Raw genomic sequence first — 21,589 nt, forward strand, 5'->3', positions numbered from 1 at the left:
TACTGCCCTCGCGAGGGGGTGGGAGAGTAGGACGCCGCCGGACACCCATTCACGAAAGGCCCACCCCACCCCGGGGTGGGCCTTTCGCATACCCGTAACACCCCACGGCGCCGTCGTGCCGATAGGCTCGTCGGGTGACTGGAGCACCGCACCTTCCCGCCACCGGACCGACGTCGTCGTGGCGCGCCCAACACTTCGTGAGCCTGCTGGACTTCGCGCGGCCGTCCCTGGGAGGGGACGGGACCGCCGGGTGGCTCGACGACGCGGGGGTGGTCGACCCGGCGCAACCGGCTCACCTGTGGATCACCTGCCGGATGACGCACTCCTACGGGCTCGGACATCTCCTGGGGGTCGAGGGCGCAGGTGCGCTGCTGGACCGGGGGATCGCCGGCCTGTCGCGCGCGCTGGCGGACGCCGACGACGGCGGTTGGCTGGCCTCCCGGGGGCCGGGCGACGCGCTCGACGGGACCAAGCAGGCGTACGGTCATGCTTTCGTCGTGCTGGCCGGTTCGACCGGGACCGTGGCGCGCGTACCCGGTGCCGTGACGCTCCTCGAGGCGGCACTGTCGGTGCTCGACCGACGGTTCTGGGAGGCCGACCACCAGCTGCACCTCGACGAGCGGTCGCGCGACTGGGGCACGGTCGACCCGTACCGCGGGGTCAACGCGAACATGCACTCCGTCGAGGCGCTCCTTGCCGCGCACGACGCCACGGGGGAGAGCCGCTGGCTCGATCGGGCGGCGGTCGTGGCCGACTGCGTGATCGGCTGGGCTGCGGACAACGGCTGGCGGATCCCGGAGCACTTCGACACGGAGTGGCGGCCGCAGCTCGAGTACAACGCCGACCGTCCGCACGACCCGTTCAAGCCCTACGGGGCCACGCCGGGCCATGGACTGGAGTGGGCGCGGCTGCTCCTGCAGGTGGACGTCGCCGGGGGGACGCAGGGCCGGCGTACCGACGCAGCACGGCACCTGTTCGATCGCGCCGTGGCCGACGGGTGGGACGGGCCGGCGGGCGGCTTCGTGTACACGACGGACTGGGACGGGACCCCGGTGGAGGCGCGCCGCTTCCACTGGGTGGCGGCCGAGGCGGCCGCGGCCGCCGACGTCCTGCACCGCACGACCGGCGAGGCGCGCTACGCCGAGCTCGCCGACGGGTGGTGGGCGTGGATCGACACCCACCTGGTGGACCACGAGCGGGGCTCCTGGTTCCACGAGCTCGACACGGACAACCGCCCCTCGGGTCGGACCTGGGTCGGCAAGCCCGACATCTACCACGCCGCCCAGGCCGTGATCCTGCCCGACCTGCCCCTCACCGGGTCGTTCGCGGCGTCCGCCCGGGAGGCCGGGCCGCTGCTCGCCGGCACGCGGCTGGGCGCCGCGGTCACGACGTCATGAGGATCTCCGCGAAGGCCGACTACGCGGTGCGGGCGGCCGCAGAGCTCGCCGCGTCCGGCGAGGGCCCCGTCCCGGCCGAGGCCCTCGCCCGCGCGCAGCAGGTGCCCCACCGCTTCCTCGAGGCGATCCTCAGCGACCTGCGGCGCGAGGGTATCGTCGCGAGCCGTCGCGGCGCGGGTGGCGGGTACGTGCTGGCCCGCCCCGCCGACAAGGTCACCGTCGCCGACGTCGTGCGTGCCGTGGACGGGCCACTGGTGTTCGTGCGCGACGCGCGGCCCTCGGACCTGGAGTACACGGGCGCGGCGGCGTCGCTGCTGCACGTGTGGGTGGCGCTGCGCGTGAACGTGCGGGCCGTGCTGGAGCAGGTGACCCTGGCGGACCTCGCGGCCGGGACGATCCCCGACGTCGTGCGCCGGCTCACGGAGCAGGAATCGGCGTGGATCAACCCGTGAGCCCCGCTCCCGCGGCCTGACGGGCGCCCGTCTCAGCATGCAGACAGTTTCTTGAGACCGTTGAATCCGATAGAGCCGATCGGGTAACTTCACTGCAGACGCGGCGGACCCGCTGCCGCGCCGAAACGGAGGGAACCCCCGTGCGGACTCTCGTCCTCCTTGCCCTCGTGGGCCTCGGTGCGCAGCTCGTCGACGGCAGCCTGGGCATGGCCTACGGCGTCACCTCGACCACCCTGCTGCTCGCGATCGGTACCAACCCCGCGGCCGCGTCGGCGACCGTCCACCTCGCCGAGGTCGGGACGACGCTGGCGTCCGGTGCGTCGCACTGGCGGTTCGGGAACGTGGACTGGAAGGTCGTCACCAAGATCGGCATCCCCGGTGCGGTCGGCGCGTTCGCCGGCGCGACCTTCCTCTCATGGCTGTCGACCGAGATCGCCAAGCCGCTGATGTCGATCCTGCTGCTGGGGCTGGGCCTGTACGTGCTGCTGCGCTTCACGCTCCGCGGGCTGCGCACGGACCGCCTCGGGCAGCCGCTCCGCAAGCGGTTCCTCACCCCGCTCGGCCTGGTCGCCGGGTTCATGGACGCCACGGGCGGCGGCGGCTGGGGGCCGGTGGGCACGCCCGCCATCCTGGCGAGCGGCCGCATGGAGCCCCGCAAGGTGATCGGCTCGATCGACACCAGCGAGTTCTTCGTGGCCGTCGCCGCGAGCCTCGGCTTCCTCTTCGGCCTCGGGACCGCGGGCATCAACCCGACCTGGGCCCTGGCGCTGCTCATCGGCGGCCTGATCGCCGCGCCGATCGCCGCATGGCTCGTCCGCCTGGTGCCGCCGCGCGTCCTCGGATCCGCCGTCGGCGGGATCATCGTGCTCACCAACGTCCGCACCCTGCTGAGCCTCGATGAGTTCCCCGTGAGCGACGGCGTGCGGGGTCTCGTCCTCGGGCTCATCGCGGTCGGCTGGGCCGCCGCCGTCACCTACTCGTTCCGCGAGCACCGCAAGGCGGTCGCGGCGGAGCGGGCCGAGGCGGCGGGCGAGCACCCCGAGGCCGCTGCGACGACGGTCGCCTGACGCCTGCCCCGGCACGGCCGGGGCCACCGACGACACCACCGCCACCGCACGTCACCCGCCGTGCGGTGGCGGTGTCGTGCCGTCCCGGTACCGTGGTGAGGCCAGGAGAACTGCGCGCCGGACCCAGCTGCACGGCACTGGGGGGTGAGCCTCGATGTCCAGCACGCCCAACGACACACCGCGCCGCGAGCTCGTCGCTCTCGCGGAGCTGCTGGGCGCCGGGAGCCAGCTGCTCGTCGGCCGGTACCGCGTCGACGTCGCCACGGGGGAGTGGTGGTGGTCGGACGAGGTCTTCCGGATCTTCGGTCGTGAGCCGGGCAAGATCGCGCCGGGACCGGAGGTGCTGCGCGCCCACCTGCACCCCGACGACCGCGAGCGGCTCTCCCGGACGGCGGTGGTCGCGCTCGGCACCGGGCGGCCGTTCTCGGGGGCGCACCGCGTCGTGGACGACCACGGGCGCACCCATACCGTCGTCGTGACCGGACAGGGGAGGCACGGGGCCGACGGCGCGTCGTCGCAGATCGTCGGCTACGTCATCGACGCGAGCCCGGTCGTGCGGGACGCGCTGGAGCGCGAGGCGCACAGGGCCGTGTCCCGAGCGTTCGTCGCGGCCGCGGCCGCCGAGCAGGCCAAGGGCGCCATCATGGCGGTGTGCGGCGTGGACGAGTCGGTCGCCACCGAGGTGCTCGCGGACGCCGGCGCGCAGGTCGGGATCTCCGCCCAGTCGGCGGGGGAGCAGGTGATGAAGGGGCTCGCGCGGCCCGTCGGGGACCGCGACGCCGCGCTCACGGCGGCGGAGGTGGTGCGGTCCGCCCCGCCGGCCCAGGACGCGGCGGACCGGCTCAGCCAGGCGCTCGCCACCGTGCGGCCGGTGGACCGGCCGCACGGTCACGACGCGCAGCTCGCCCGCCGGCGTCCGCGCGCGAGCCACTGACCCGCAGGGCGGGCCCGTCAGGAGCGGGGGATCAGCGGCCGGGCACGAACCGGGCCGCCGCGCGCACGGCGCCCTTGCGGGCGAGGCGCTTCGCGAGCACCGCGACCCCGCCCGAGACCGCCGCGAAGGTGACGGCCTGGATGATCGAGATCTCGTCGTCGTCCACGTTGGTGGGCGCCACGCTGCCCGTCGTCTTCTCCCAGACCACCCCGATCAGCTTCTGCGCGACCCATCCGGCGGCGATCGTCAGCACCACCGTGCCGACCTTCACGCCCAGCGGCTGCTCGGTGTCCGTCACGTGCTCTCCCTCGGTAGGTCCCGGCGCGGCCGCGGCATGACCGCGCGTCGTCTCGCGTGCGTCCGCGGCCGCCGGACGGCGTCACGGCACGTCAGGCACGTCACACCCCGAGGTCGAGGACTGCACCACGGTAGCGCGGCGTCGACGGGTAGGCTCGTGGTGATACGACAGGGGAGCGCCCACCGGCGCTGAGAGTGCGGACCGCCGCAGACCCTCGAACCTGATCCGGTTAGCACCGGTGGAGGAAGTCGGGAATCTCGTTCCCTGCGGACGGCCGCACCACGACGGTGCCGGGTGCCCGCAGGACCCCCTTCTCGCACCTTGAGGAGGACAGCATGAAGCTGACGACCACGGCCCGGACCACGGCGGCCGCCGCGGGCGTCGTCGCCCTGCTGCCGCTGCTGGCGGCGTGCGGCGGGGCGGCCCCGGACGACGCGAGCGGCGCGGCGTCGAGCACGGTCACGCTCGTGACCCACGACTCGTTCGCCGTCTCCGACGACGTCCTGGCCGCGTTCGAGAAGGAGTCCGGTCTCACCGTCGAGCAGGTGGCCCCGGGCGACGCGGGCACGCTGGTGAACCAGCTCGTGCTCACCAAGGACGCGCCGCTGGGCGACGTCGTGTTCGGCGTGGACAACACGTACGCGTCGCGGGCCGTCGACGCCGGGGTCTTCGAGGAGTACCAGCCGGCCGACCTCGCCCCGGAGGTCGCGGCCTACGCGCCCGACGACCTGGCGGGCACGCTGACGCCCGTCGACGTGGGCGACGTGTGCATGAACCTCGACGACGGCTGGTTCGCGAAGAACGGCGTCACGCCCCCGACGACGCTCGAGGACCTCGCGAAGCCGGAGTACGCGGACCTCACCGTCGTGACCAACCCGGCGACGTCGTCCCCCGGCCTCGCGTTCCTGCTCGCGACGATCGGCGCCTTCGGCACGGACGGCTGGGAGGCCTACTGGGCCGACCTGCGCGACAACGGCCTCAAGGTGGCAGAGAGCTGGGAGGACGCGTACTACGTGGACTTCTCCGGCGCCGGGGAGGGCGGGCAGCGACCGATCGCGCTGTCGTACGCGACGTCGCCCGCGTTCACCGTGAGCGACGACGGGAAGACCTCCGCCACGAGCGCGATGCTCGACACCTGCTTCCGGCAGGTCGAGTACGCGGGGGTGCTGTCCGGCGCCGAGAACCCCGAGGGCGCCAAGAAGCTCGTGGACTTCCTGACGAGCGCCGAGTTCCAGGCCGACGTGCCCGGCCAGATGTACATGTACCCCGCCGACCCGGACGTGGAGCTGCCCGCCGACTGGCAGCAGTTCGCGCCCCTGGCCGACGAGCCGTTCGAGGTGGCGCCCGCGGACGTCGCCGCGCACCGCGACGAGTGGATCGAGCAGTGGACGGCGACGGTCGTCGGCTGACGCGCCCCGTGCCCCGCGCCCCCCGCAGCACCGCCCGCCCGGCAGCACGGGCGGCGCGGTCGCGCGCCGAACGGTCGCGCGCCGAACGGTGGCGCGGAGACCGGTGGGGCGCGTGGCTCGGCTGGGGCGCCGCCGTCGCGCTCCCGCTGGGCTTCCTCGCGGTCTTCTTCGCGTGGCCGGTGGTGTCGCTCGTCCTGCAGGGGTTCTTCACCGAGACCGCGGCGGGGCGGGAGCTCGACCTGTCCGGCTTCGCCGAGGTGCTGTCCCAGGAGCGCACGTGGCGGATCGTCGGGCAGACGCTCGCCCAGGCGCTCACCGGCACGCTGCTGTCGGTGCTGCTGGGGCTGCCCGGAGCGTACGTGCTCTACCGGTGCCGGTTCCCCGGGCGCACTCTGGTGCGGGGCTTGGTGACGGTGCCGTTCGTGCTGCCCAGCGTCGTCGTCGGGGTCGCCTTCCGCGCGCTCTTCGCGCCCGGCGGGCCGCTCGGCTGGGCGCACCTGGAGGAGAGCTTCGCCGGCATCGTGCTGGCGCTGGTGTTCTTCAACTACGCGGTGGTGGTGCGGACCGTCGGCGGCATGTGGGAGCGGCTCGACCCGCGCGCCCAGCAGGCCGCCCGTGCGCTCGGCGCGACGCCCTGGCGCGCGTTCCGCACCGTGACGCTGCCCGCGCTCGGCCCGGCGATCGCGTCGGCCGCCGCGGTGGTGTTCCTCTTCTGCGCGACGGCGTTCGGCGTCGTCCTCGTCCTCGGTGGCCTGCGCTACGGCACGATCGAGACGGAGATCTGGACGCGCACCACCCAGTTCCTCGACCTGCGCTCGGCGGCGGTGCTGTCGGTGCTGCAGCTCGTCGTGGTGGCCGGCGCGCTGCTGGTCAGCTCCCGCGCCCGGGCGCGCCGGGAGCGGGCCCTGCACCTCACGAGCGACAGCGTGTCCACGCACCGGCTGCGGCTGCGCGCGGGCGCCGACGGCACGGACGTCGTGCCGGCGCTCGTCACCCTCGTCGTGGTCGCCTGGCTGCTCGTGCTGCCCATGGCGGGGCTCGTCACGCGGTCGCTGCGGGCTCCCGACGGCTCCTGGGGCCTCGACAACTACGCGGCCCTCGGCACCACCGGCGGGCGCAACGCCCTGACCGTCACGGTCTGGGAGGCGCTGGGCAACTCGCTGCGCACCGCCGCGTGGGCCGCGCTGATCGCCGTCGTCGTGGGCGGCCTCGTGGCGCTCGTCGTGTCGCGTCGCCCGCGGCGCGCGGGCCTGCGGCGCGCCGTCGGGGTGCTCGACGCCGCGTTCATGCTGCCCCTGGGCGTCTCCGCCGTGACGGTGGGCTTCGGCTTCCTCATCACGCTGGACAAGCCGCTCGGGCTCGACGTCGACCTGCGCACCTCCGGCGCGCTCGTCCCGATCGCGCAGGCCGTCGTCGCGATCCCGCTCGTGGTGCGCACGATGCTGCCGGTGCTGCGCGCCATCGACCCGCGGCTGCGCGAGGCGGCCGCCACGCTGGGCGCGCCGCCGGGGCGGGTGCTGCGGACCGTCGACGGCCCGCTGGGCGCGCGGTCGCTGGGGCTGGCGATCGGGTTCGCGTTCGCGGTCTCGCTCGGCGAGTTCGGCGCGACGTCGTTCCTCGCCCGCCCGGACACGGCCACGCTGCCTGTGGTGATCTACCGGCTGATCGGGCGGCCCGGGGCCGAGAACTACGGGATGGCGCTCGCGGCGTCCGTGGTGCTGGCCGTGCTCACCGCGACCGTCATGATGGTGGCCGAGCGCCTGCGCGGCGACCGGCCGGGAGGAGAGTTCTGATGGAGCAGGGCCAGACGACGGGGCTCGCCGTGCGCGACGCCGTCGTGCGGTACGGCGCCACGCGCCGCCGACCGGGGTCGGTCGCGGTCGACGGGGTGTCGCTCGACGTCGCCGCCGGCGAGATCGTCGCGCTGCTCGGCCCGAGCGGCTGCGGCAAGTCGTCGCTGCTGCGCGCCGTCGCCGGGCTGGAGCCGCTCTCGGGCGGCGCCGTGGCGTTCGACGGCGCGGACCTCGCGGGGGTGCCCGTGCACCGCCGGAACTTCGGCCTGCTCTTCCAGGACGGCCAGCTCTTCCCGCACCGGGACGTCGGCCGCAACGTGGCCTACGGGCTCGAGACGCAGGGCGTGCCCCGCGCGGAGCGGGCCGCGCGCGTCGCGGAGCTGCTCGCCGACGTCGGCCTGGCCGGCTACGCGGGCCGGTCGGTCGCGACGCTGTCCGGCGGGGAGAAGCAGCGCGTCGCGCTCGCCCGGGCCCTCGCGCCCCGCCCGCGGCTGCTGCTGCTCGACGAGCCGCTGTCCGCCCTCGACCGTCGCCTGCGCGAGCGGCTCGCCGTCGACGTCCGCGACACCCTCAAGGCCACCGGCACCACCGCCGTCTTCGTCACGCACGACCACGACGAGGCGTTCACCGTCGCCGACCGCGTCGCCGTCATGGACGCCGGGCGGCTGCTCCAGGTGGACGCCCCCGGCGTGCTGCTGCGGGCGCCCGCGACCCCGCGCGTCGCGGAGTTCCTGGGGCTGTCCGCGGACGGCGTCGACGACACGGACACCTCGGAGACCACGGGTGCAAGGACCGCGGCCGTGACGACATCAACGGGGCATGACGTGGTCTGACGGCCGGAGCCGGTGGCTCCTCGCGGCGGCGTGCGGCGTGGCGTGCGTCGTGCTGCCGGCCGCATGCGGCGCGGACGACGGCAAGGCCGTCTTCGACGCCCGGGAGCCGCTTCCGTCGTGCGGGGACGTGACCACGCGGCCCGACCTGGACGTCGAGGAGCCGAGCCCCGCGCTCGCCGAGGCGTACGCGTGCCTCGACGCCGCGGCGGCGGGCGAGGGGGCGGAGCTGGTCGTGCGGTCCCTGACGGTCGAGGGCGACCCGATCGTCGAGTACTGGCGCACCGGACCCGGCATCGACGGGCTCGAGATCTACACCGACGGTACGCAGGACACGTTCGGCGATCAGGTCTGGTCCCACCAGACCTGCACCGAGACCGAGACCGTGACCGAGCCGCTCGGCTGCCAGGAGTGGGCGGTCGTGGAGGGCTGAGCCCTACGCCTCGCCGGCGTCGTGCACGAGCAGGGCGACCTGCGTGCGGTTCTCCAGCCCGAGCTTGTCGAGCACGCTCGACACGTGCGCCTTCACGGTCGGGACGCTGAGGTACAGCCGGGCCGCGATGTCGGCGTTCGACGCGCCGCGGCCCAGCTCGACGGCGACGTCGCGCTCGCGTGCGGTGAGCGCGTCCAGGGCGGCGCGGGCGCGTTCCCGCGACCCGTCCGAGCCGGCGACGGCGGCCATGAGCCGCCGCGCGACGTCGGGCGCCAGCACCGGCTCCCCCGCGGCGGCCGCGTGGACGGCGGCGGCGATGCGCGCGGGCGGCATGTCCTTGAGCAGGTAGCCCGCGGCCCCGGCGCGCAGCGCCCCGCCCACCTCCTCGGCGGTGTCGAACGTGGTGAGCACGACGACGGCCGGCGGCGACGGGCGGGCGCGCACCCGCCGGGTGGCCGCGATGCCGTCCACGCCCGGCATGCGCAGGTCCATGAGGACGACGTCGGCCGGGTGCGCGTCCAGCACGCCGGAGACGTCCGCGCCGTCGGCCGCCTCCGCGACGACCCGCATCCCGTGCGCGCCGTCCAGCATGAGGCGCAGGCCGGCGCGCACCAGCGCGTCGTCGTCGACCAGCACGATCCGCACGGGAGCGGTCTCGGCCGCGGGCCCGTCCACGGGGAGCGGGCCTGGCCCGGGCGTCGTCGTCACGCGTCCCACGGTAGCCAGGCCTCCACCGCGAAGCCGCGCGACGCGACCGAGCCCGCGCCGGTGTCCGGGCCGGCGGCCAGCGTGCCGCCCAGCAGCGTGGCCCGCTCGCGCAGCCCGACCAGCCCCGTGCCCGTGCCCACCCCGTCCGGGGCGACGGCGCCGGGCGCCGCGCCGTCGTCGACCACCCGCACCCGGACCTCGCCCGGGGCGGTCGCGACGGTCACCCGCACGGCCGCGCCCGGCGCGTGCCGGCGCGCGTTGGTCAGCGACTCCTGCACGACCCGGAACACGGCGGTCGCGACCGTGGCCGGCGGGACGTCGGCGCCCGTGCGCTCGTACGTCACGTCGGCCCCGGCGGCGCGGGAGTCGTCGACGAGCCGGCGCACGTCGTCGAGGCCGGGCACGGGGCCGAGGTCGTCCGGGCCGGCGCGGAGCAGGCGGATGACCTGTCGCAGGTCCTCGAGCGCGTCGCTCACGCCCGCGCGGACCCGCCCCGCGGCGGCGGCGAGCGCGGCCGGGTCGGCGTCGGGGCGGTACTCCATCGCGCCCGCGGTGGCGGCCAGGAGCGAGAGGCGGTGCGCGAGGGTGTCGTGCATCTCGCGGGCGATCCGGGTGCGCTCGGCCGTGCGCGCCTCCGCGACCCGCCGCTCCTGCTCGGCCTCGGCGCGGCGCGCGCGGTCGCGCAGGGACCACAGCACGAGGGACCGCTCGCGGCCGTACGCGCCCCAGCCGAAGAGCGCGGCGTGGACCGCGACGTCGCACAGGAGCCACCAGCCCAGCGGAAGGCCCACCGGACGCCACAGCGCCTGGACCGCGTGCCCCAGGATCCCCGCCCCCGCGACCCACGCGGCCGTGCGGACCGGGTACCAGCGCGCCACCTGCAGCGTGCCCACGGTCGCCGCGGGCGTCGCCGCCCCCGACACGGCGGCCAGGGCCGCGAGCGCGAGCGCGGCGGGCACGCTGCGGCGCGTCATCAGGAACGGGACGAGGGCGAGGGCCACCAGCGCGACGGCGACGTCGACGGCGCCGGGCACCTGCGGCGTCGTGCCGACGAGAGAGGCGTCCGGTGCGGCGGTCACGACGGCCGCCGTCGCGGCGGCGGTGAGGACGGCGACGAGCCCCCAGGCGGTCGCGAGGACCCCGCGCGGCACGGGCGGGGGGCCCTGGGCGGGCGGCGGGCCCGGGACGCCGGCCGGCCGGGGGCCGAGGGCGGCGGGTTGCGGGGTGGTGCCGGCGGACGTCATGACCGGGACGCTACGGCGGGACGTCGCGCCGCGACACCGACGAAAGTCGGGGGCGCGCCCGACCGGCGACCGGGCGACGACCGACCGCGGCAGGGCGCGCGGGAGGCCCGCCGCGCGGGAACGTCGTCGTGCCGGCAGGGTGCCGGCGCCGAGGAGGGGACGACATGGACACCACGACGAACAGGACGGGCGGGACGCAGGGCCGCACGCCGGGCGGACCGGAGGGGCCCTCGTGGCGCGACCGGGCGTGGTGGAACCGTCCGCGGACGGTCGTGGTGGGTGCGGTGCTCACGGGGGCGGTGGTCTTCCTGGTCGGCACGCTGGCCGGCGTGGACCCGCAGGTCCGGGCCGGGTCGGGCACCCTCGAGGTCACGATCTCCCTGGTGATCGCCACGAGCCTCACGGCGGCACTGGGCGGCTGGGGCGTCCGCGCCCTCCTGCTGCGCCGCCCGGGCGGCGGCCGCACGACGTGGCTGGTGCTGAGCGGCGCCGTCCTGCTGGTGTCCCTCCTGGGCCCGCTGGGTGCCGCGAACGCCGGCGCGACGGTGCTGCTCCTGCTGGAGCACCTCGCCGTCGGCGGCGTGATCATGCTGGGCCTCAGCGGGGCCGAGCCTCGGGGCGCCAGAGCGGCGTGACGACGTCCCGGGCCGCGAGCATGAGCGCGAGCAGGGGGCCGCGCTGCCGCTCGAACGCGGCCCGGTCCACCAGCCCGCGGTCGAGGCGGCGGTGCAGCATCGCCAGCTCGGTCGCGGCCTGCTGGTAGTCCCGCATCGCGCGGGCCGGGCCGGGGCCGCCCGCGGCACGCACCTGGGCTCGGGCCCGGCGGCGACGCTTCAGCGACGTGAGCATCACGACGTCCGGCAGGGCGACGACGCCCAGCGGGCCGTACTGCGGCAGGTGCTGCCCGATGAGCGCCACGATGCGCGCGCGGTCGTGGCGCACGACGACGAGCAGCCCGACGACGACCCCCAGGCCCAGCAGGTACACCGCGACGACGGCCTCGACGCCGAGCGACGCGGCGCCGTTCCACAGTGCGTGGTACGTCATCGCGCCGAGCAGGCCGACGAGCACGGGCCACACCCGGGCCCAGCCGCGCGGGGCGAGCGCGGCCGTCGCGATCCCCAGGCCGGTGAGGGACGTGCACAGCGGATGGATCAGCGGCGACAGGAGGCCGCGGGCCACGAACGTCGCGGCCAGACCCTCCGGGCCGGCCACCGTGTAGTAGTGGATGTTCTCGATCGTGGCGAAGCCGAGGCCCACCATCGAGCCGTAGATGATGCCGTCGGTCGGGCCGTTGAGCTCGTGCCGGCGGAACCAGAGCATGCCGACGAGGACCAGCGCCTTGAGGGTCTCCTCGACGACGGGCGCGGTGAGCACCGCCGTCGCGACGAAGCCCTCCTCCTGGCCGAGCAGCGGCGTCCACAGCAGGGTGAGCCCGGCGGTGTTGATCCCCATCGCGACCAGCACGGACACGCCCGCGCCCCACAGGAACGCGAGCACCAGCGCGTCCGGCGGCTCCGGCTCGAGGCGGTCGAGGGCGAGCACGCCCGCCAGCAGCAGCGGGAGGGGCAGGACGGCGAGGAACAGTCCCTCGAGGAACGTCGGGCCCTCCGCGGACGTCACCACCAGCGCGGCGAGCAGGCACGCGGACGACACCGCGATCGCGACGATGACGCCCACCGACGGGCGACGCGTGGGGCGCCCGTCGAGGATCGCGCGAGGGTCCAGGGCCGGCATGGGCCCTGATCCTAGGTGCGACGGGGCTCCGCCACCGCGATGATCTCCCCAGCGGACCAGGTCGACCCCGCCGTCCGCCCGTCCCGGAGGAGCCCTCATGGCCACGGTCGTGTCCACCCTGTTCATCTCGCTCGACGGCGTCGCGGAGATCGACCCCGCCTGGCACTTCCCCTACTTCGACGACCACATGGCCCGCGCCGTCGACGAGGACTACCGCGACACCGACGTCCTGCTGATCGGCCGCGTCACCTACGACAGCTTCGCCGGCGCGTGGCCCGGTCGGGAGGAGGCGGGCGAGGAGGACGCGGCGTTCGCCCGGCGGCTGGGGGACATGCGCAAGGTGGTCGTGACCCGCTCGACGCACGACCTCGGCTGGCGCCACGTCGAGCGCCTCGACGGCGACCTGCCGGCCGCCGTCGAGGCGCTGAAGGCCGAGGACGGCGTGGGGAAGATCCTCGTGCCGGGGTCGCTGTCGGTCGTCCGCCAGCTCCTCGCGGAAGGGCTGCTCGACGAGCTGCGCCTGCTGGTGCACCCGGTCGCGGCCCGCCGCGGTGCTCGCCTCTTCGACGAGGGCGACACGGTCTACCCGCTGGCCCTGCGCCGGTCGGAGGCCTTCCCGACCGGCGTGGTCCGTCTGGTCTACGCGCCGGGCGAGCTGCCGAGCCTGGCGGGGTACGACGACGTGAAGGGTCAGGTGCCGAGCGGCGACTGAGGGTCGCTCGCCCGACGGACGACCACGACGGCGACGTCGTCCTCCCGACCGGCGTCGATGAACCTGTCCACCAGGCGTGCGCACACCTCCGCAGGGGTGAGCCCGGCGAGCGTGCGGGCCGCGTCCACGAGCTCGTGGATGCCCTCCCGGAGGGTGCGGTCGCGGCGCTCGACCAGCCCGTCCGTGACGAGCACCAGGAGGTCGCCGGGGCCCAGCGCGTCGCGCCGCGCGGGCCGCTCGTCCGGGCTCGCCAGACCCAGGAGGCGGGCCGGCGACTTCTCGGCGACCACCGTCCCGTCGGTCCGGACCACGAGCGGAGGCAGGTGGCCGGCGTCGGTCATCTCGACGCTGCCGTCCGCGGGGTCGATGACGCAGACGCACACCGTGGTGAGCTCCGGGTGGTCCAGCCGCAGCGAGTCGTTGAGCAGGTCGAGCGCGCGGGCGGCATCGTGCCCCTCGCGCAGGTAGGCGCGGAGGGTGAGCCGCACCTCGGCCATGACGGTGGCCGCCCGCAGCGAGTGCCCCTGGACGTCCCCGATCACGACGGCGACCCGGCCGTCGGGCAGGTCGAAGGCGTCGTAGAAGTCCCCGCCGACGTCGAGGCGCTCGTCCGACGCCTCGTAGCGGGCGGCGACCTCGACACCGCCGTGCACCGTGAGCCCGGAGGGCAGGAGCCGGCGCTGGAGCGCCATCGCGATGCGGTGCTCCTCGGCGAACGTCTTGAGGTTCCGGAGGGCCACGGTGATGCCCTCGGTGAGCCGGGCGGCGACCTCGCGCTCCTCCGTCGACGGGCCGCTGGAGGCGTCGTCGGCCTGCAGCGCCAGTCCGCCCACGAGCGCGCCCTCGGCGTCGCGCAGCCACACCGTCCACCAGGCGGACCGCGGTACGCCCGCCTGCGCCAGGAGGGGGACCCAGTGGTCGGGCACGTCGTCGGGGCCGAACGTGGCCGACGAGACCGGCCCGGGCGGCAGCACGGGGAGCGTCCCTCGCCCCCGTACCAGCGGCGCGTCCGGGGCCGGGCACACCGCGCGGACCACGGTCTGCTGGTCGACGACCACCATCGCCACGGCGGGGCGCCCGAGCACGGCGCACGCGCCCTGGGCGACGAGGTCGGCCACGAGCTCCTGGGACCGGGCCTGGTGCAGGGGAGCGAGCGCGTCGGCGAGCGCCTCGAGCCGGCGCGCGGCGCGGCCGGCGCCCCGCTGGGCGTCGTGCGAGCGGCACAGCGCGCCCACGGTCGCCAGGAACTCGTCCTGGTCGAGCGGCTCGGGCAGGTAGGCGTCGGCGCCGCCGTCCAGCCCGGCGGTCCGTGCGGCGGCGTCGATCGACGTGGCGGACACGTGCATCACCGGCACGTGGGCGGTCAGCGGGTCCGACTTGATCCGGCGGCAGACCTCGGACCCGGTGAGGTCCGGGAGGTTGACGTCGAGGACCACCGCGTCGATCGTCGCGGCCATCAGGTCCAGCGCCTCCGCGCCGGTCCCCGCCTCGAGCACGTCGAAGCCCGCGCCCCGCAGCCACGTCGCCATGACGTAGCGGTGCGCGCGGGTGTCGTCCACGACGAGGACGGTGCGGTCGGCGGGTGTCATGCGGCACCGCCGTCGCGGAGCGCGCGGGTGAGGGCGTCGCGGTCGAGGGTCGACTTCGGCAGGAAGGGCGCCGGCCGTTCCACCCCCGTCTGCTCCGGGGCGGGGCCGCTGGACATGAGCGCGACGGTCAGGTGGGGGTGCTCGGCACGGAGCCGCGCGAGCAGGCCCACGCCGTCGAGCTCCGGCAGCCGCACGTCCACGACGGCCGCGTCGGCACGGGCGTCCCGCAGCAGGGCGAGCGCGTGCCGCCCGTCGTGGGCGACGCTGACGCGGTCGGCGTCCTCGCGCAGCAGCCCGGCGACGTACGCGCCGTAGGACCGGTCGTCGTCGACGACCAGGACGTGCCCCAGCCCGGTCTCTGCGTCCGCTCCGGCCGTGGCGGGGGAGCGCGTGACCGTCGGCGCGGCCGTCGCGGTCCCCGCCACGGCCGCGGCCTCGACGGGGAGGACGACGGTGAAGGTGCTGCCGACGTCGGGGACCGAGCTCGCCGTCAGCGTCCCGCCGAGCGCGACGGAGGTGCGCCGGGCGTAGGGCAGGCCGAGGCCGGTCCCCCGGACGCTCGGCTGGAGGCGGTTGGGCACCTGGACGAACTCCTCGAACACGGAGTCCAGGTGCTCGGGGCCGATCCCCAGGCCGGTGTCCTCCACGACGAACCGCACGGCGTCGCCCTCGACGCGGGCGTCGAGCCGCACGCTGCCCCGTTCGGTGAACTTGACGGCGTTCGTCAGGAGGTTGCGCAGGACCCGCGCGACCAGCCGTCGGTCGCTCACGAGCGCCAGCCCGGGCTCGCACGCGACCACCAGCTCCACCCCGTCGCGCACCAGGGGGAGCGTCGTGCCCCGGAGCTCGTCGAGCAGCGCCGGCACGTCGATCGGCGCGGGCGCCACGTCCTGGTGCCCGGCCTCCGCGCGCGCGAGGTCGAGGAGCTCGTCGACGAGGGTGAGCAGCGTGGCCGCGCTGTCGCGCACGAACTCCACCTGCTCGGCCTGGTCCCCGGACATCGTCGACGCCTGCAGCAGCGAGGTGAGCCCGATGATGGAGTTGACCGGGCTGCGCAGCTCGTGGCTGACGTTGCGCAGGAAGCGCGACTTGGCCTCGTTCGCCGCCGCCAGCTCCCGGCCGCGCTCGTCGAGCTCGGCGTACAGCGCGACGACGCCGGTGTTGGTCTCCTCCAGCTCCGCGGAGAGCTGGTGGTACATCGCGAGGACGCCGCGGTTGGTCTCCTCCAGCTCGGTGTTGAGCCGGCGGAGCTCCTCCCGCTGCGTCACCAGCTCGTCGTGCGTGCGCAGCAGCTCGGCGTTCTGCACCCGCAGCTCGTCGAGGGCGTTGGCCCCGTAGCCGACGGTGATCGTGCGGCGCAGGGCGTCGGTGGTCGCGGCATCGAGGGGCGCGGAGGCTCCCAGCTCGACCACGAGGGTGACGTGGCGGCCGTCCGCGCCGAGCACGACCTCGTCGACGAGCCGCCGCGCCGCCGGGACGCCACCGTCGGCGGCGCTGCCCGTCGTGGGAAGGCCGGCGGACGACTCGAGGTCCGCGCGCAGGAGCGGCCGGGCGCCCCGGTCGAGGCCGATGGTGACCTCCACGGGCCCGAGCGCGACCGCGGCACGACCGACCTCGGAGAGCGCGGTGGCGACCCGCACCTGCGTGTGGACGTCCAGGCCCAGGGCGCGGGAGATCTCGCGGCCCGCGCGGCGCAGGGCGAGCAGGTCCGTGTCGCCCTCGAGCCGGGTGGCGAGGAGCGGGGTGCCGGCTGTCGTCACGGGGTGCCTCCCAGAGGGACGACCACGACGCACGCGTCGTCCCGTCGTACGGCGAAGTCGCGCATGAGCAGGCCCGCGACGACGAGGGGGCTGCGAGCCGCCAGCCCCGGGTAGGCGGCCAGGCTCGCGCGGTCGGTGAGCCCGTCGGAGTGCAGCACGAGCAGGTCGCCGGCGCCGACGGGCACGGCGACCTCGCGGACGGCTCGTGCGTGGGTGCCGGCGATGCCGGGCTGGCTCACGAGGCTCCGCGGTCGGTCGGCGCCCTGCACGGTGCCGCCGATGTTGCCGAGCCCGGCGTGCCGCAGCGTCCCGTGCTCGAACCGCGACACGGAGACCGCCGCGCCCCGCGTGCCGCCCAGAGCACCGTGGACCCGTGCGAGGAGTGCGGCGGGGCCGGCGGGCTCCGCCTCGAGGAACGCGCGGACCGCCGACCGCGACGCGACGGCGGCCAGGGGACCGTGGCCGAGCCCGTCGGCGACGAGGACCGAGGTCACGCCGTCGTCCGTCCGGAGGGCGAACGCGTCGCCGCAGACGGCCTGCCCGGTCATCGGCCGGGTCAGCCCCGCCCCCGGTGCGGGGTCGGGCCGGGAGCCGGGGGAGGCGAAGGTGGCGGCCACCACCGTGCCCTGCCCGGGCGCCGACCAGGCGTCCCACGACGAGGTGAGCCGCGGCAGCGTGCCGAGCCCGATGCCGAGGGTGCCGCGCGAGGACACGCCGTCGCGCATGGCGGCGCCGAGGTCGCGCATGCCGGGGCCGGAGTCCACCGCCAGCACCTCGAGCGCGGCGTGGCCGTCCCAACGACTGACGCGCAGCACGACCGACCCCGAGCCGGCGTGCCGGGTCTGGTTGGACGCCAGCTCGGACACCACCAGACCGGCCTCCGCGGCCCGTGCCTCGCCCAGCCCGAGGCTCAGCGCGGCCGTCGTCGCCGCGCGCCGGACCGCGCCGACGGCGGAGGGATGGTCGACGGTGTGCCAGACCCCGGCCTCCAGGGCGACCGCCGCGTCGGGCGAGGGCGGCCCCGACGTGGAGATCATCGCGACCAGGTCACGATCTCGACCCGGGTCCCGGCTCCCGGTGCGGTGTCGATCGAGAACTGCTCGACCAGCCGCCGTGAGCCGGACAGACCGAGGCCCAGCCCGTTCCCGCTGGTCCAGCCGTCCGTCAGCGCGAGGTCGAGGTCGGCGATGCCCGGTCCCTCGTCGGAGAAGACGGCCCGGACCCCGGACCGTCGGCCGTCCGCGACGAGCTCCACCTCGACCTCGCCACCGCCGCCGTAGACCAGCGTGTTGCGGGCGAGCTCGCTGGCGGCCGTGACGAGCTTGGTCTGGTCGACGAGGGAGAGCCGCGCCTGCTGCGCGATCGTGCGGACGAGCTGTCGGACCCGGACCACGTCGGAGTCGGCACGCACCTCGAGCCGTTCCGTCGCCGTGGCCGAGGGCGCGGTCATCATCTCGACTCTCGTTCGGCGGCCGCCGCGAGCAGCACGCTCTCGGCGGAATCGTGGGCCGGGGCCAGCATCGCGAGGCCGCGTTCCACGTCCAGCGCCGTGCGGACGCCGCCGAGGGACAGGCCCAGCTCCACCATCGTGATGGCCACGGCGGGCCGCATGCCGACGACCACCGTCTGCGCGTCCAGGACGCGGGAGATCGCGGCGACCGACGCCAGCATCCGGCCGATGAAGCTGTCCACGATCTCCAGGCCCGAGATGTCGATGACGACGCCGCGCGCGCCGGTGCGCGTGATGCGTTCGGCCAGGTCCTCCTGCAGCTGCAGGGCGGTGTCGTCCTGGAGGTCCACCTGGATCGACACCAGCAGCGTCGACCCGATCTTGAGGATGGGGACGGCGTCGCTCACGCGGTCACCCCGGCGGGCGTGCGACGACCCTCCCGCAGCGCGTCGACCAAGGCGTCCGCGAGCGTCGCGCGGGTGCGGATGTCCCCGAACTCGATCCCGAGCGCGACGACGGTCTGGGCGATCTGGGGACGGATGCCGCTGATCGTGCACTCCGCGCCCATGAGACGCGCCGCGACGACCGTCCGCAGGAGGTGCTGGGCCACCTGCGTGTCGACCGCCGGCACGCCGGTGATGTCGATGATGGCCTGCGTGCTGCCCGTCTCGACGAGGGTGTTGAGCAGCTTCTCCATGACGACCTGGGTGCGCGCGGAGTCGAGGGTCCCGACCAGCGGGACCGCCACGATGCCCTCCCAGAGCTTGACGACCGGCGTCGACAGCTCCAGGAGCTGCTCGGCCTGCTCGCTGATGATCGACTCGCGGGCGGCGGCGAACGCCTCGAACGTGAACAGCCCGAGCTCGTCCACGAGGCGCAGCAGCGGCAGGACGCGCGTCATGGTGTCGGCCGACCCGGTCAGGCCGTACAGGCCCTCCTTGAGCGCGAACACGCCCACGGCGGTCTCGCGGGGCGTGAAGCCGAGGCGGGCACGTGCGGCGGAGACGTCGGCCAGGATGCCGCGCAGCTGGTCGAAGGCCTCCGACTGCAGGTCGGTGCCCCCCGCCTGCAGTCCGTCGACGAGGGCCTGGTAGATGTCGGACTGCTCGCGCTCGAGCTCGCCGCGGGTGGTACGTCCGCGCAGCTCGTCCACCGCGGCGTCCAGCCAGGCGGGGCGGACGGTCTCCGCATGGTCGACGAGGGTCTGTGCCAGGGCACTCGGCGCGACAGCGGTCATCGCGGGATCCTTCCGGACAAGGGGGGTGTGGCCGTCTGCTCGACCGCGGTCAGTGTACGCAGCGCCGGGAGCGCCGCCGCACCGTCGTGCGGCAGCGCTCCCGTGACCTGCGGCGCGTTCCTCGCGCTCCCGGAAATTTCACCCGCTCGCCGTCAGGGTCAGGCGCGGTGCTCCCGGTAGTAGCGGATGAGCGCCTGCGTCGAGGAGTCCTGCGCGGCCAGGGCCGCGTCGTCGCCCGACACGGCGGGCGCGATCTCCAGCGCCAGCTTCTTGCCGAGCTCCACGCCCCACTGGTCGAAGCTGTCGATGCCCCACACGACGCCCTGCACGAACGTGATGTGCTCGTACAGCGCGACGAGCTGGCCGAGCACCGACGGCGTGAGCGCCGGCGCGACGATCGACGTCGTCGGCCGGTTCCCGGAGAACACACGGGCCGCGACGATCTCCTCGGGCGTGCCCTCGGCGCGCACCTCGTCCGCCGTCTTGCCGAAGGCGAGCGCCTTGGTCTGGGCGAAGAAGTTGGCGAGGAACAGCTCGTGCACGTCGGCGCCCGCCGCGACGGCCTTCCCGTCGCCCTCGTCGTCCTTGAGGGGGTAGGCGGGGGTCGCGACGGCGATGAAGTCCGCCGGGATGAGGCGCGTGCCCTGGTGGATGAGCTGGTAGAAGGCGTGCTGGCCGTTGGTGCCCGGCTCGCCCCAGAAGACCTCGCCGGTCTGCGTGGTGACGGGGGAGCCGTCCCAGCGCACCGACTTGCCGTTGGACTCCATCGTGAGCTGCTGCAGGTACGCGGGGAAGCGGTGCAGCTGCTGCGCGTACGGCAGGACGGCGTGCGTGTGGGCGCCGAGGAAGTTGCCGTACCAGACGTTCAGCATGCCCATGAGGACGGGCACGTTGTCCTCGAACGGCGTGCTGCGGAAGTGCTCGTCGACGGCGCGGAAGCCGGCGAGCAGCTCGCGGAAGACGTCGGGGCCGAACGTGATCGCCAGCGACGTGCCGATGGCGGAGTCGACCGAGTAGCGGCCGCCCACCCAGTCCCAGAAGCCGAACGCGTTGGCCGGGTCGATGCCGAAGTCGGCCACCTTGTCGAGGGCGGTCGAGACGGCCACGAAGTGCGCCTTGACGGCGGCCTGCTTCGCGTCCGGGTCGTCCTCGATGACGCCCGCCGCGATGAGGCTCTCCCACAGCCAGGCCCGGGCGAGCCGCGCGTTGGTGAGCGTCTCCAGGGTGCCGAACGTCTTGGACGCCACGACGAACAGCGTGGTCTCCGGGTCGAGGTCCGCCGTCTTCTGCGCGACGTCGGTGGGGTCGATGTTGGAGACGAACCGGGCCTCGATGGCGTCGTCGCCGGTGCGCCCGTACGGCTTGAGCGCCTCGTAGACCATGACGGGGCCGAGGTCCGAGCCGCCGATGCCGATGTTGACCACCGTGCGCACCGGCTTGCCCGTGATGCCCGACCACGACCCGTCGCGGACCTGGTCGGCGAACGCGCTCAGCTTGTCGAGCTCGGCCTGGACGTCGGCGTCGACGTCCTGCCCGTCCACGACCAGCGGCGGCTGCGTGCCGGGGGCCCGGCGCAGCGCCGTGTGCAGGACGGCGCGGTCCTCCGTGACGTTGATGTGCTCCCCGGTGAACATCGCCTCGATGCGCTCGGGCAGGTGCACCTCGTGCGCGAGGCGGACCAGCAGGTCCAGCGTCTCGTCGGTGGCGAGGTTCTTCGAGAGGTCCACGTGCAGGTCGCCCGCGACGTGGGTCATGCGCGCGGCGCGGCCGGGGTCGGCGGCGAACCAGCCGCGCAGGTCGCCCCGGAACTCCTGGTAGTGGGCGTACAGGTCGCCCCAGGAGGTGGTGGTGGTGGGATCGACGGGGGAGGAGGTCATGGGCCCCACGGTACTGACCGCCCCGCCCGGTTGCGCGGCCTGTTCACGCTGCCAGGATGACCACTGCCGGGGACGGGCCCGGCCTGGCGCAACGGAGGCACGCATGGCGAATTTCACGGTCTGGAAGTTCGACGACCCGGGTGCGGCCGACCGCGCCTTCAAGGCCGTCAAGGGCGGCGAGGCGGACGGTCTGGTGAAGGTCGTCGACCACGCGGTGGTGAGCTGGCCGGAAGGCGCGAAGAAGCCCGACACGCACGGCTCGCACGACGACACCGCCAAGGCCTCGGGCTGGGGCGCCGTCTGGGGCCTGCTGCTCGGGGCGCTGTTCTTCCTGCCGGTCCTGGGGGCCGCCGCCGGGGCGGCGATCGCCGGCATCACCCGGTCGCTGTCCGACGTCGGGATCACCGCGAAGGACATCGAGCAGATGAAGAAGGAGATCGTGCCCGGCACGTCCGCCCTCTTCATCGTGACCGAGCCGATCGACCCCGACCGGCTGGGCGAGCGGCTGCACGGGGTCAACGCGACCCTGGTCAGCACCAACCTCACCGACGCGGAGCGCCGGAACCTGCTGGAGGCGTTCGGGCAGTGAGCCAGCCGCCGTCAGGGCGAAATCGAGCGTGCTGACTTGATCCTCAAACCGCAGTCTTGAGGATCAAGTCAGC

At 75.0% G+C, this 21,589-nt stretch carries 22 protein-coding genes and 1 riboswitch; of the genes, 11 read left to right on the plus strand and 11 right to left on the minus strand.

Annotation, left to right across the window (positions count from 1 at the left end; all coding sequences use genetic code 11):
• Positions 1–134: 134 nt before the first annotated feature.
• From ACFQ8T_RS07395 to ACFQ8T_RS07410, 4 genes are all read left to right on the plus strand, one after another.
• Positions 135–1,397, plus strand: a complete 1,263-nt coding sequence (locus tag ACFQ8T_RS07395) for an AGE family epimerase/isomerase (protein WP_430545904.1) — start codon at positions 135–137, stop codon at positions 1,395–1,397.
• A complete protein-coding gene (locus ACFQ8T_RS07400) occupies positions 1,394–1,849 on the plus strand; it encodes an RrF2 family transcriptional regulator (RefSeq protein WP_430545905.1) in 456 nt (151 codons plus the stop codon). The genes ACFQ8T_RS07395 and ACFQ8T_RS07400 overlap by 4 nt, the downstream gene beginning before the upstream one ends.
• Positions 1,850–1,989: 140 nt before the next feature.
• Positions 1,990–2,916: a sulfite exporter TauE/SafE family protein gene (locus ACFQ8T_RS07405; RefSeq protein WP_430545906.1), complete on the plus strand. Its 927-nt coding sequence runs from the start codon at positions 1,990–1,992 to the stop codon at positions 2,914–2,916.
• A gap of 154 nt (positions 2,917–3,070) precedes the next feature.
• Positions 3,071–3,850, plus strand: a complete 780-nt coding sequence (locus ACFQ8T_RS07410) for a PAS domain-containing protein (protein ID WP_430545907.1) — start codon at positions 3,071–3,073, stop codon at positions 3,848–3,850.
• A gap of 31 nt (positions 3,851–3,881) precedes the next feature.
• Here ACFQ8T_RS07410 and ACFQ8T_RS07415 read toward each other — a convergent pair whose 3' ends face one another.
• Positions 3,882–4,148 carry a DUF4235 domain-containing protein gene (locus tag ACFQ8T_RS07415; protein WP_429766307.1) on the minus strand — a complete coding sequence of 89 codons (267 nt, stop codon included), beginning with the start codon at positions 4,146–4,148 and terminating at the stop codon, positions 3,882–3,884.
• Between the two features lie 159 nt (positions 4,149–4,307).
• Positions 4,308–4,412, plus strand: a riboswitch (TPP riboswitch).
• Positions 4,413–4,483: 71 nt separating this feature from the next.
• On the opposite strand from ACFQ8T_RS07415, the gene ACFQ8T_RS07420 reads away from it, so the two are divergent.
• The 4 genes from ACFQ8T_RS07420 to ACFQ8T_RS07435 are packed head-to-tail and all read left to right on the plus strand — an operon-like array spanning position 4,484 to position 8,613.
• Positions 4,484–5,557: a thiamine ABC transporter substrate binding subunit gene (locus ACFQ8T_RS07420; protein ID WP_430545908.1), complete on the plus strand. Its 1,074-nt coding sequence runs from the start codon at positions 4,484–4,486 to the stop codon at positions 5,555–5,557.
• A gap of 8 nt (positions 5,558–5,565) precedes the next feature.
• Positions 5,566–7,350, plus strand: coding sequence for an ABC transporter permease (locus ACFQ8T_RS07425; protein ID WP_430545909.1), 1,785 nt, complete (start codon positions 5,566–5,568; stop codon positions 7,348–7,350).
• Positions 7,350–8,183: an ABC transporter ATP-binding protein gene (locus ACFQ8T_RS07430; protein ID WP_430545910.1), complete on the plus strand. Its 834-nt coding sequence runs from the start codon at positions 7,350–7,352 to the stop codon at positions 8,181–8,183. Before ACFQ8T_RS07425 ends, ACFQ8T_RS07430 begins: the two co-directional genes overlap by 1 nt.
• Positions 8,170–8,613: a hypothetical protein gene (locus tag ACFQ8T_RS07435; protein ID WP_430545911.1), complete on the plus strand. Its 444-nt coding sequence runs from the start codon at positions 8,170–8,172 to the stop codon at positions 8,611–8,613. Before ACFQ8T_RS07430 ends, ACFQ8T_RS07435 begins: the two co-directional genes overlap by 14 nt.
• 3 nt (positions 8,614–8,616) lie before the next feature.
• Here the strand turns inward: ACFQ8T_RS07435 and ACFQ8T_RS07440 are convergent, their stop codons facing one another.
• Positions 8,617–9,321: a response regulator gene (locus ACFQ8T_RS07440; protein ID WP_430545912.1), complete on the minus strand. Its 705-nt coding sequence runs from the start codon at positions 9,319–9,321 to the stop codon at positions 8,617–8,619.
• Complete coding sequence (locus ACFQ8T_RS07445; RefSeq protein WP_430545913.1) at positions 9,318–10,565, minus strand: sensor histidine kinase; 1,248 nt, start codon at positions 10,563–10,565, stop codon at positions 9,318–9,320. The genes ACFQ8T_RS07440 and ACFQ8T_RS07445 overlap by 4 nt, the downstream gene beginning before the upstream one ends.
• 164 nt (positions 10,566–10,729) lie before the next feature.
• Here ACFQ8T_RS07445 and ACFQ8T_RS07450 point away from each other — a divergent pair, with 164 nt between their 5' ends.
• The gene (locus ACFQ8T_RS07450; protein WP_430545914.1) at positions 10,730–11,200 is read left to right on the plus strand and encodes a DUF6069 family protein; all 471 of its coding nucleotides are present in this window, start codon (positions 10,730–10,732) and stop codon (positions 11,198–11,200) included.
• Here the strand turns inward: ACFQ8T_RS07450 and ACFQ8T_RS07455 are convergent.
• On the minus strand, positions 11,163–12,302 hold the full coding sequence (locus ACFQ8T_RS07455; RefSeq protein WP_430545915.1) for a PrsW family intramembrane metalloprotease: 1,140 nt from the start codon (positions 12,300–12,302) through the stop codon (positions 11,163–11,165). The genes ACFQ8T_RS07450 and ACFQ8T_RS07455 overlap by 38 nt on opposite strands.
• Positions 12,303–12,399: 97 nt before the next feature.
• Between ACFQ8T_RS07455 and ACFQ8T_RS07460 the strand changes: the two genes are divergently transcribed.
• A complete protein-coding gene (locus ACFQ8T_RS07460) occupies positions 12,400–13,014 on the plus strand; it encodes a dihydrofolate reductase family protein (protein WP_430545916.1) in 615 nt (204 codons plus the stop codon).
• On the opposite strand, the gene ACFQ8T_RS07465 is transcribed toward ACFQ8T_RS07460, so the two are convergent.
• From ACFQ8T_RS07465 to pgi, 7 genes are all read right to left on the minus strand, one after another.
• On the minus strand, positions 12,993–14,603 hold the full coding sequence (locus tag ACFQ8T_RS07465) for a SpoIIE family protein phosphatase (protein ID WP_430545917.1): 1,611 nt from the start codon (positions 14,601–14,603) through the stop codon (positions 12,993–12,995). The genes ACFQ8T_RS07460 and ACFQ8T_RS07465 overlap by 22 nt on opposite strands.
• Entirely contained in the window at positions 14,600–16,363 is a 1,764-nt protein-coding gene (locus ACFQ8T_RS07470; RefSeq protein ID WP_430545918.1) for an ATP-binding protein, read from the minus strand. Before ACFQ8T_RS07470 ends, ACFQ8T_RS07465 begins: the two co-directional genes overlap by 4 nt.
• Positions 16,360–17,400 carry an ATP-binding protein gene (locus ACFQ8T_RS07475; protein ID WP_430545919.1) on the minus strand — a complete coding sequence of 347 codons (1,041 nt, stop codon included), beginning with the start codon at positions 17,398–17,400 and terminating at the stop codon, positions 16,360–16,362. The genes ACFQ8T_RS07470 and ACFQ8T_RS07475 overlap by 4 nt, the downstream gene beginning before the upstream one ends.
• Positions 17,397–17,813 carry an anti-sigma regulatory factor gene (locus ACFQ8T_RS07480; protein ID WP_430545920.1) on the minus strand — a complete coding sequence of 139 codons (417 nt, stop codon included), beginning with the start codon at positions 17,811–17,813 and terminating at the stop codon, positions 17,397–17,399. The genes ACFQ8T_RS07475 and ACFQ8T_RS07480 overlap by 4 nt, the downstream gene beginning before the upstream one ends.
• Entirely contained in the window at positions 17,813–18,220 is a 408-nt protein-coding gene (locus ACFQ8T_RS07485) for an STAS domain-containing protein (protein WP_430545921.1), read from the minus strand. Before ACFQ8T_RS07485 ends, ACFQ8T_RS07480 begins: the two co-directional genes overlap by 1 nt.
• On the minus strand, positions 18,217–19,050 hold the full coding sequence (locus ACFQ8T_RS07490; protein ID WP_430545922.1) for an STAS domain-containing protein: 834 nt from the start codon (positions 19,048–19,050) through the stop codon (positions 18,217–18,219). Before ACFQ8T_RS07490 ends, ACFQ8T_RS07485 begins: the two co-directional genes overlap by 4 nt.
• 158 nt (positions 19,051–19,208) lie before the next feature.
• Entirely contained in the window at positions 19,209–20,927 is a 1,719-nt protein-coding gene (gene pgi, locus ACFQ8T_RS07495) for a glucose-6-phosphate isomerase (protein ID WP_430545923.1), read from the minus strand.
• 103 nt (positions 20,928–21,030) lie between these two features.
• On the opposite strand from pgi, the gene ACFQ8T_RS07500 reads away from it, so the two are divergent.
• Positions 21,031–21,516 carry a DUF1269 domain-containing protein gene (locus tag ACFQ8T_RS07500; protein ID WP_429766330.1) on the plus strand — a complete coding sequence of 162 codons (486 nt, stop codon included), beginning with the start codon at positions 21,031–21,033 and terminating at the stop codon, positions 21,514–21,516.
• Positions 21,517–21,589 lie beyond the last annotated feature (73 nt).

The sequence above is a fragment of the Isoptericola sp. NPDC056618 genome, assembly GCF_042792715.1.
GTDB classification, from domain to species: domain Bacteria; phylum Actinomycetota; class Actinomycetes; order Actinomycetales; family Cellulomonadaceae; genus Isoptericola; species Isoptericola nanjingensis.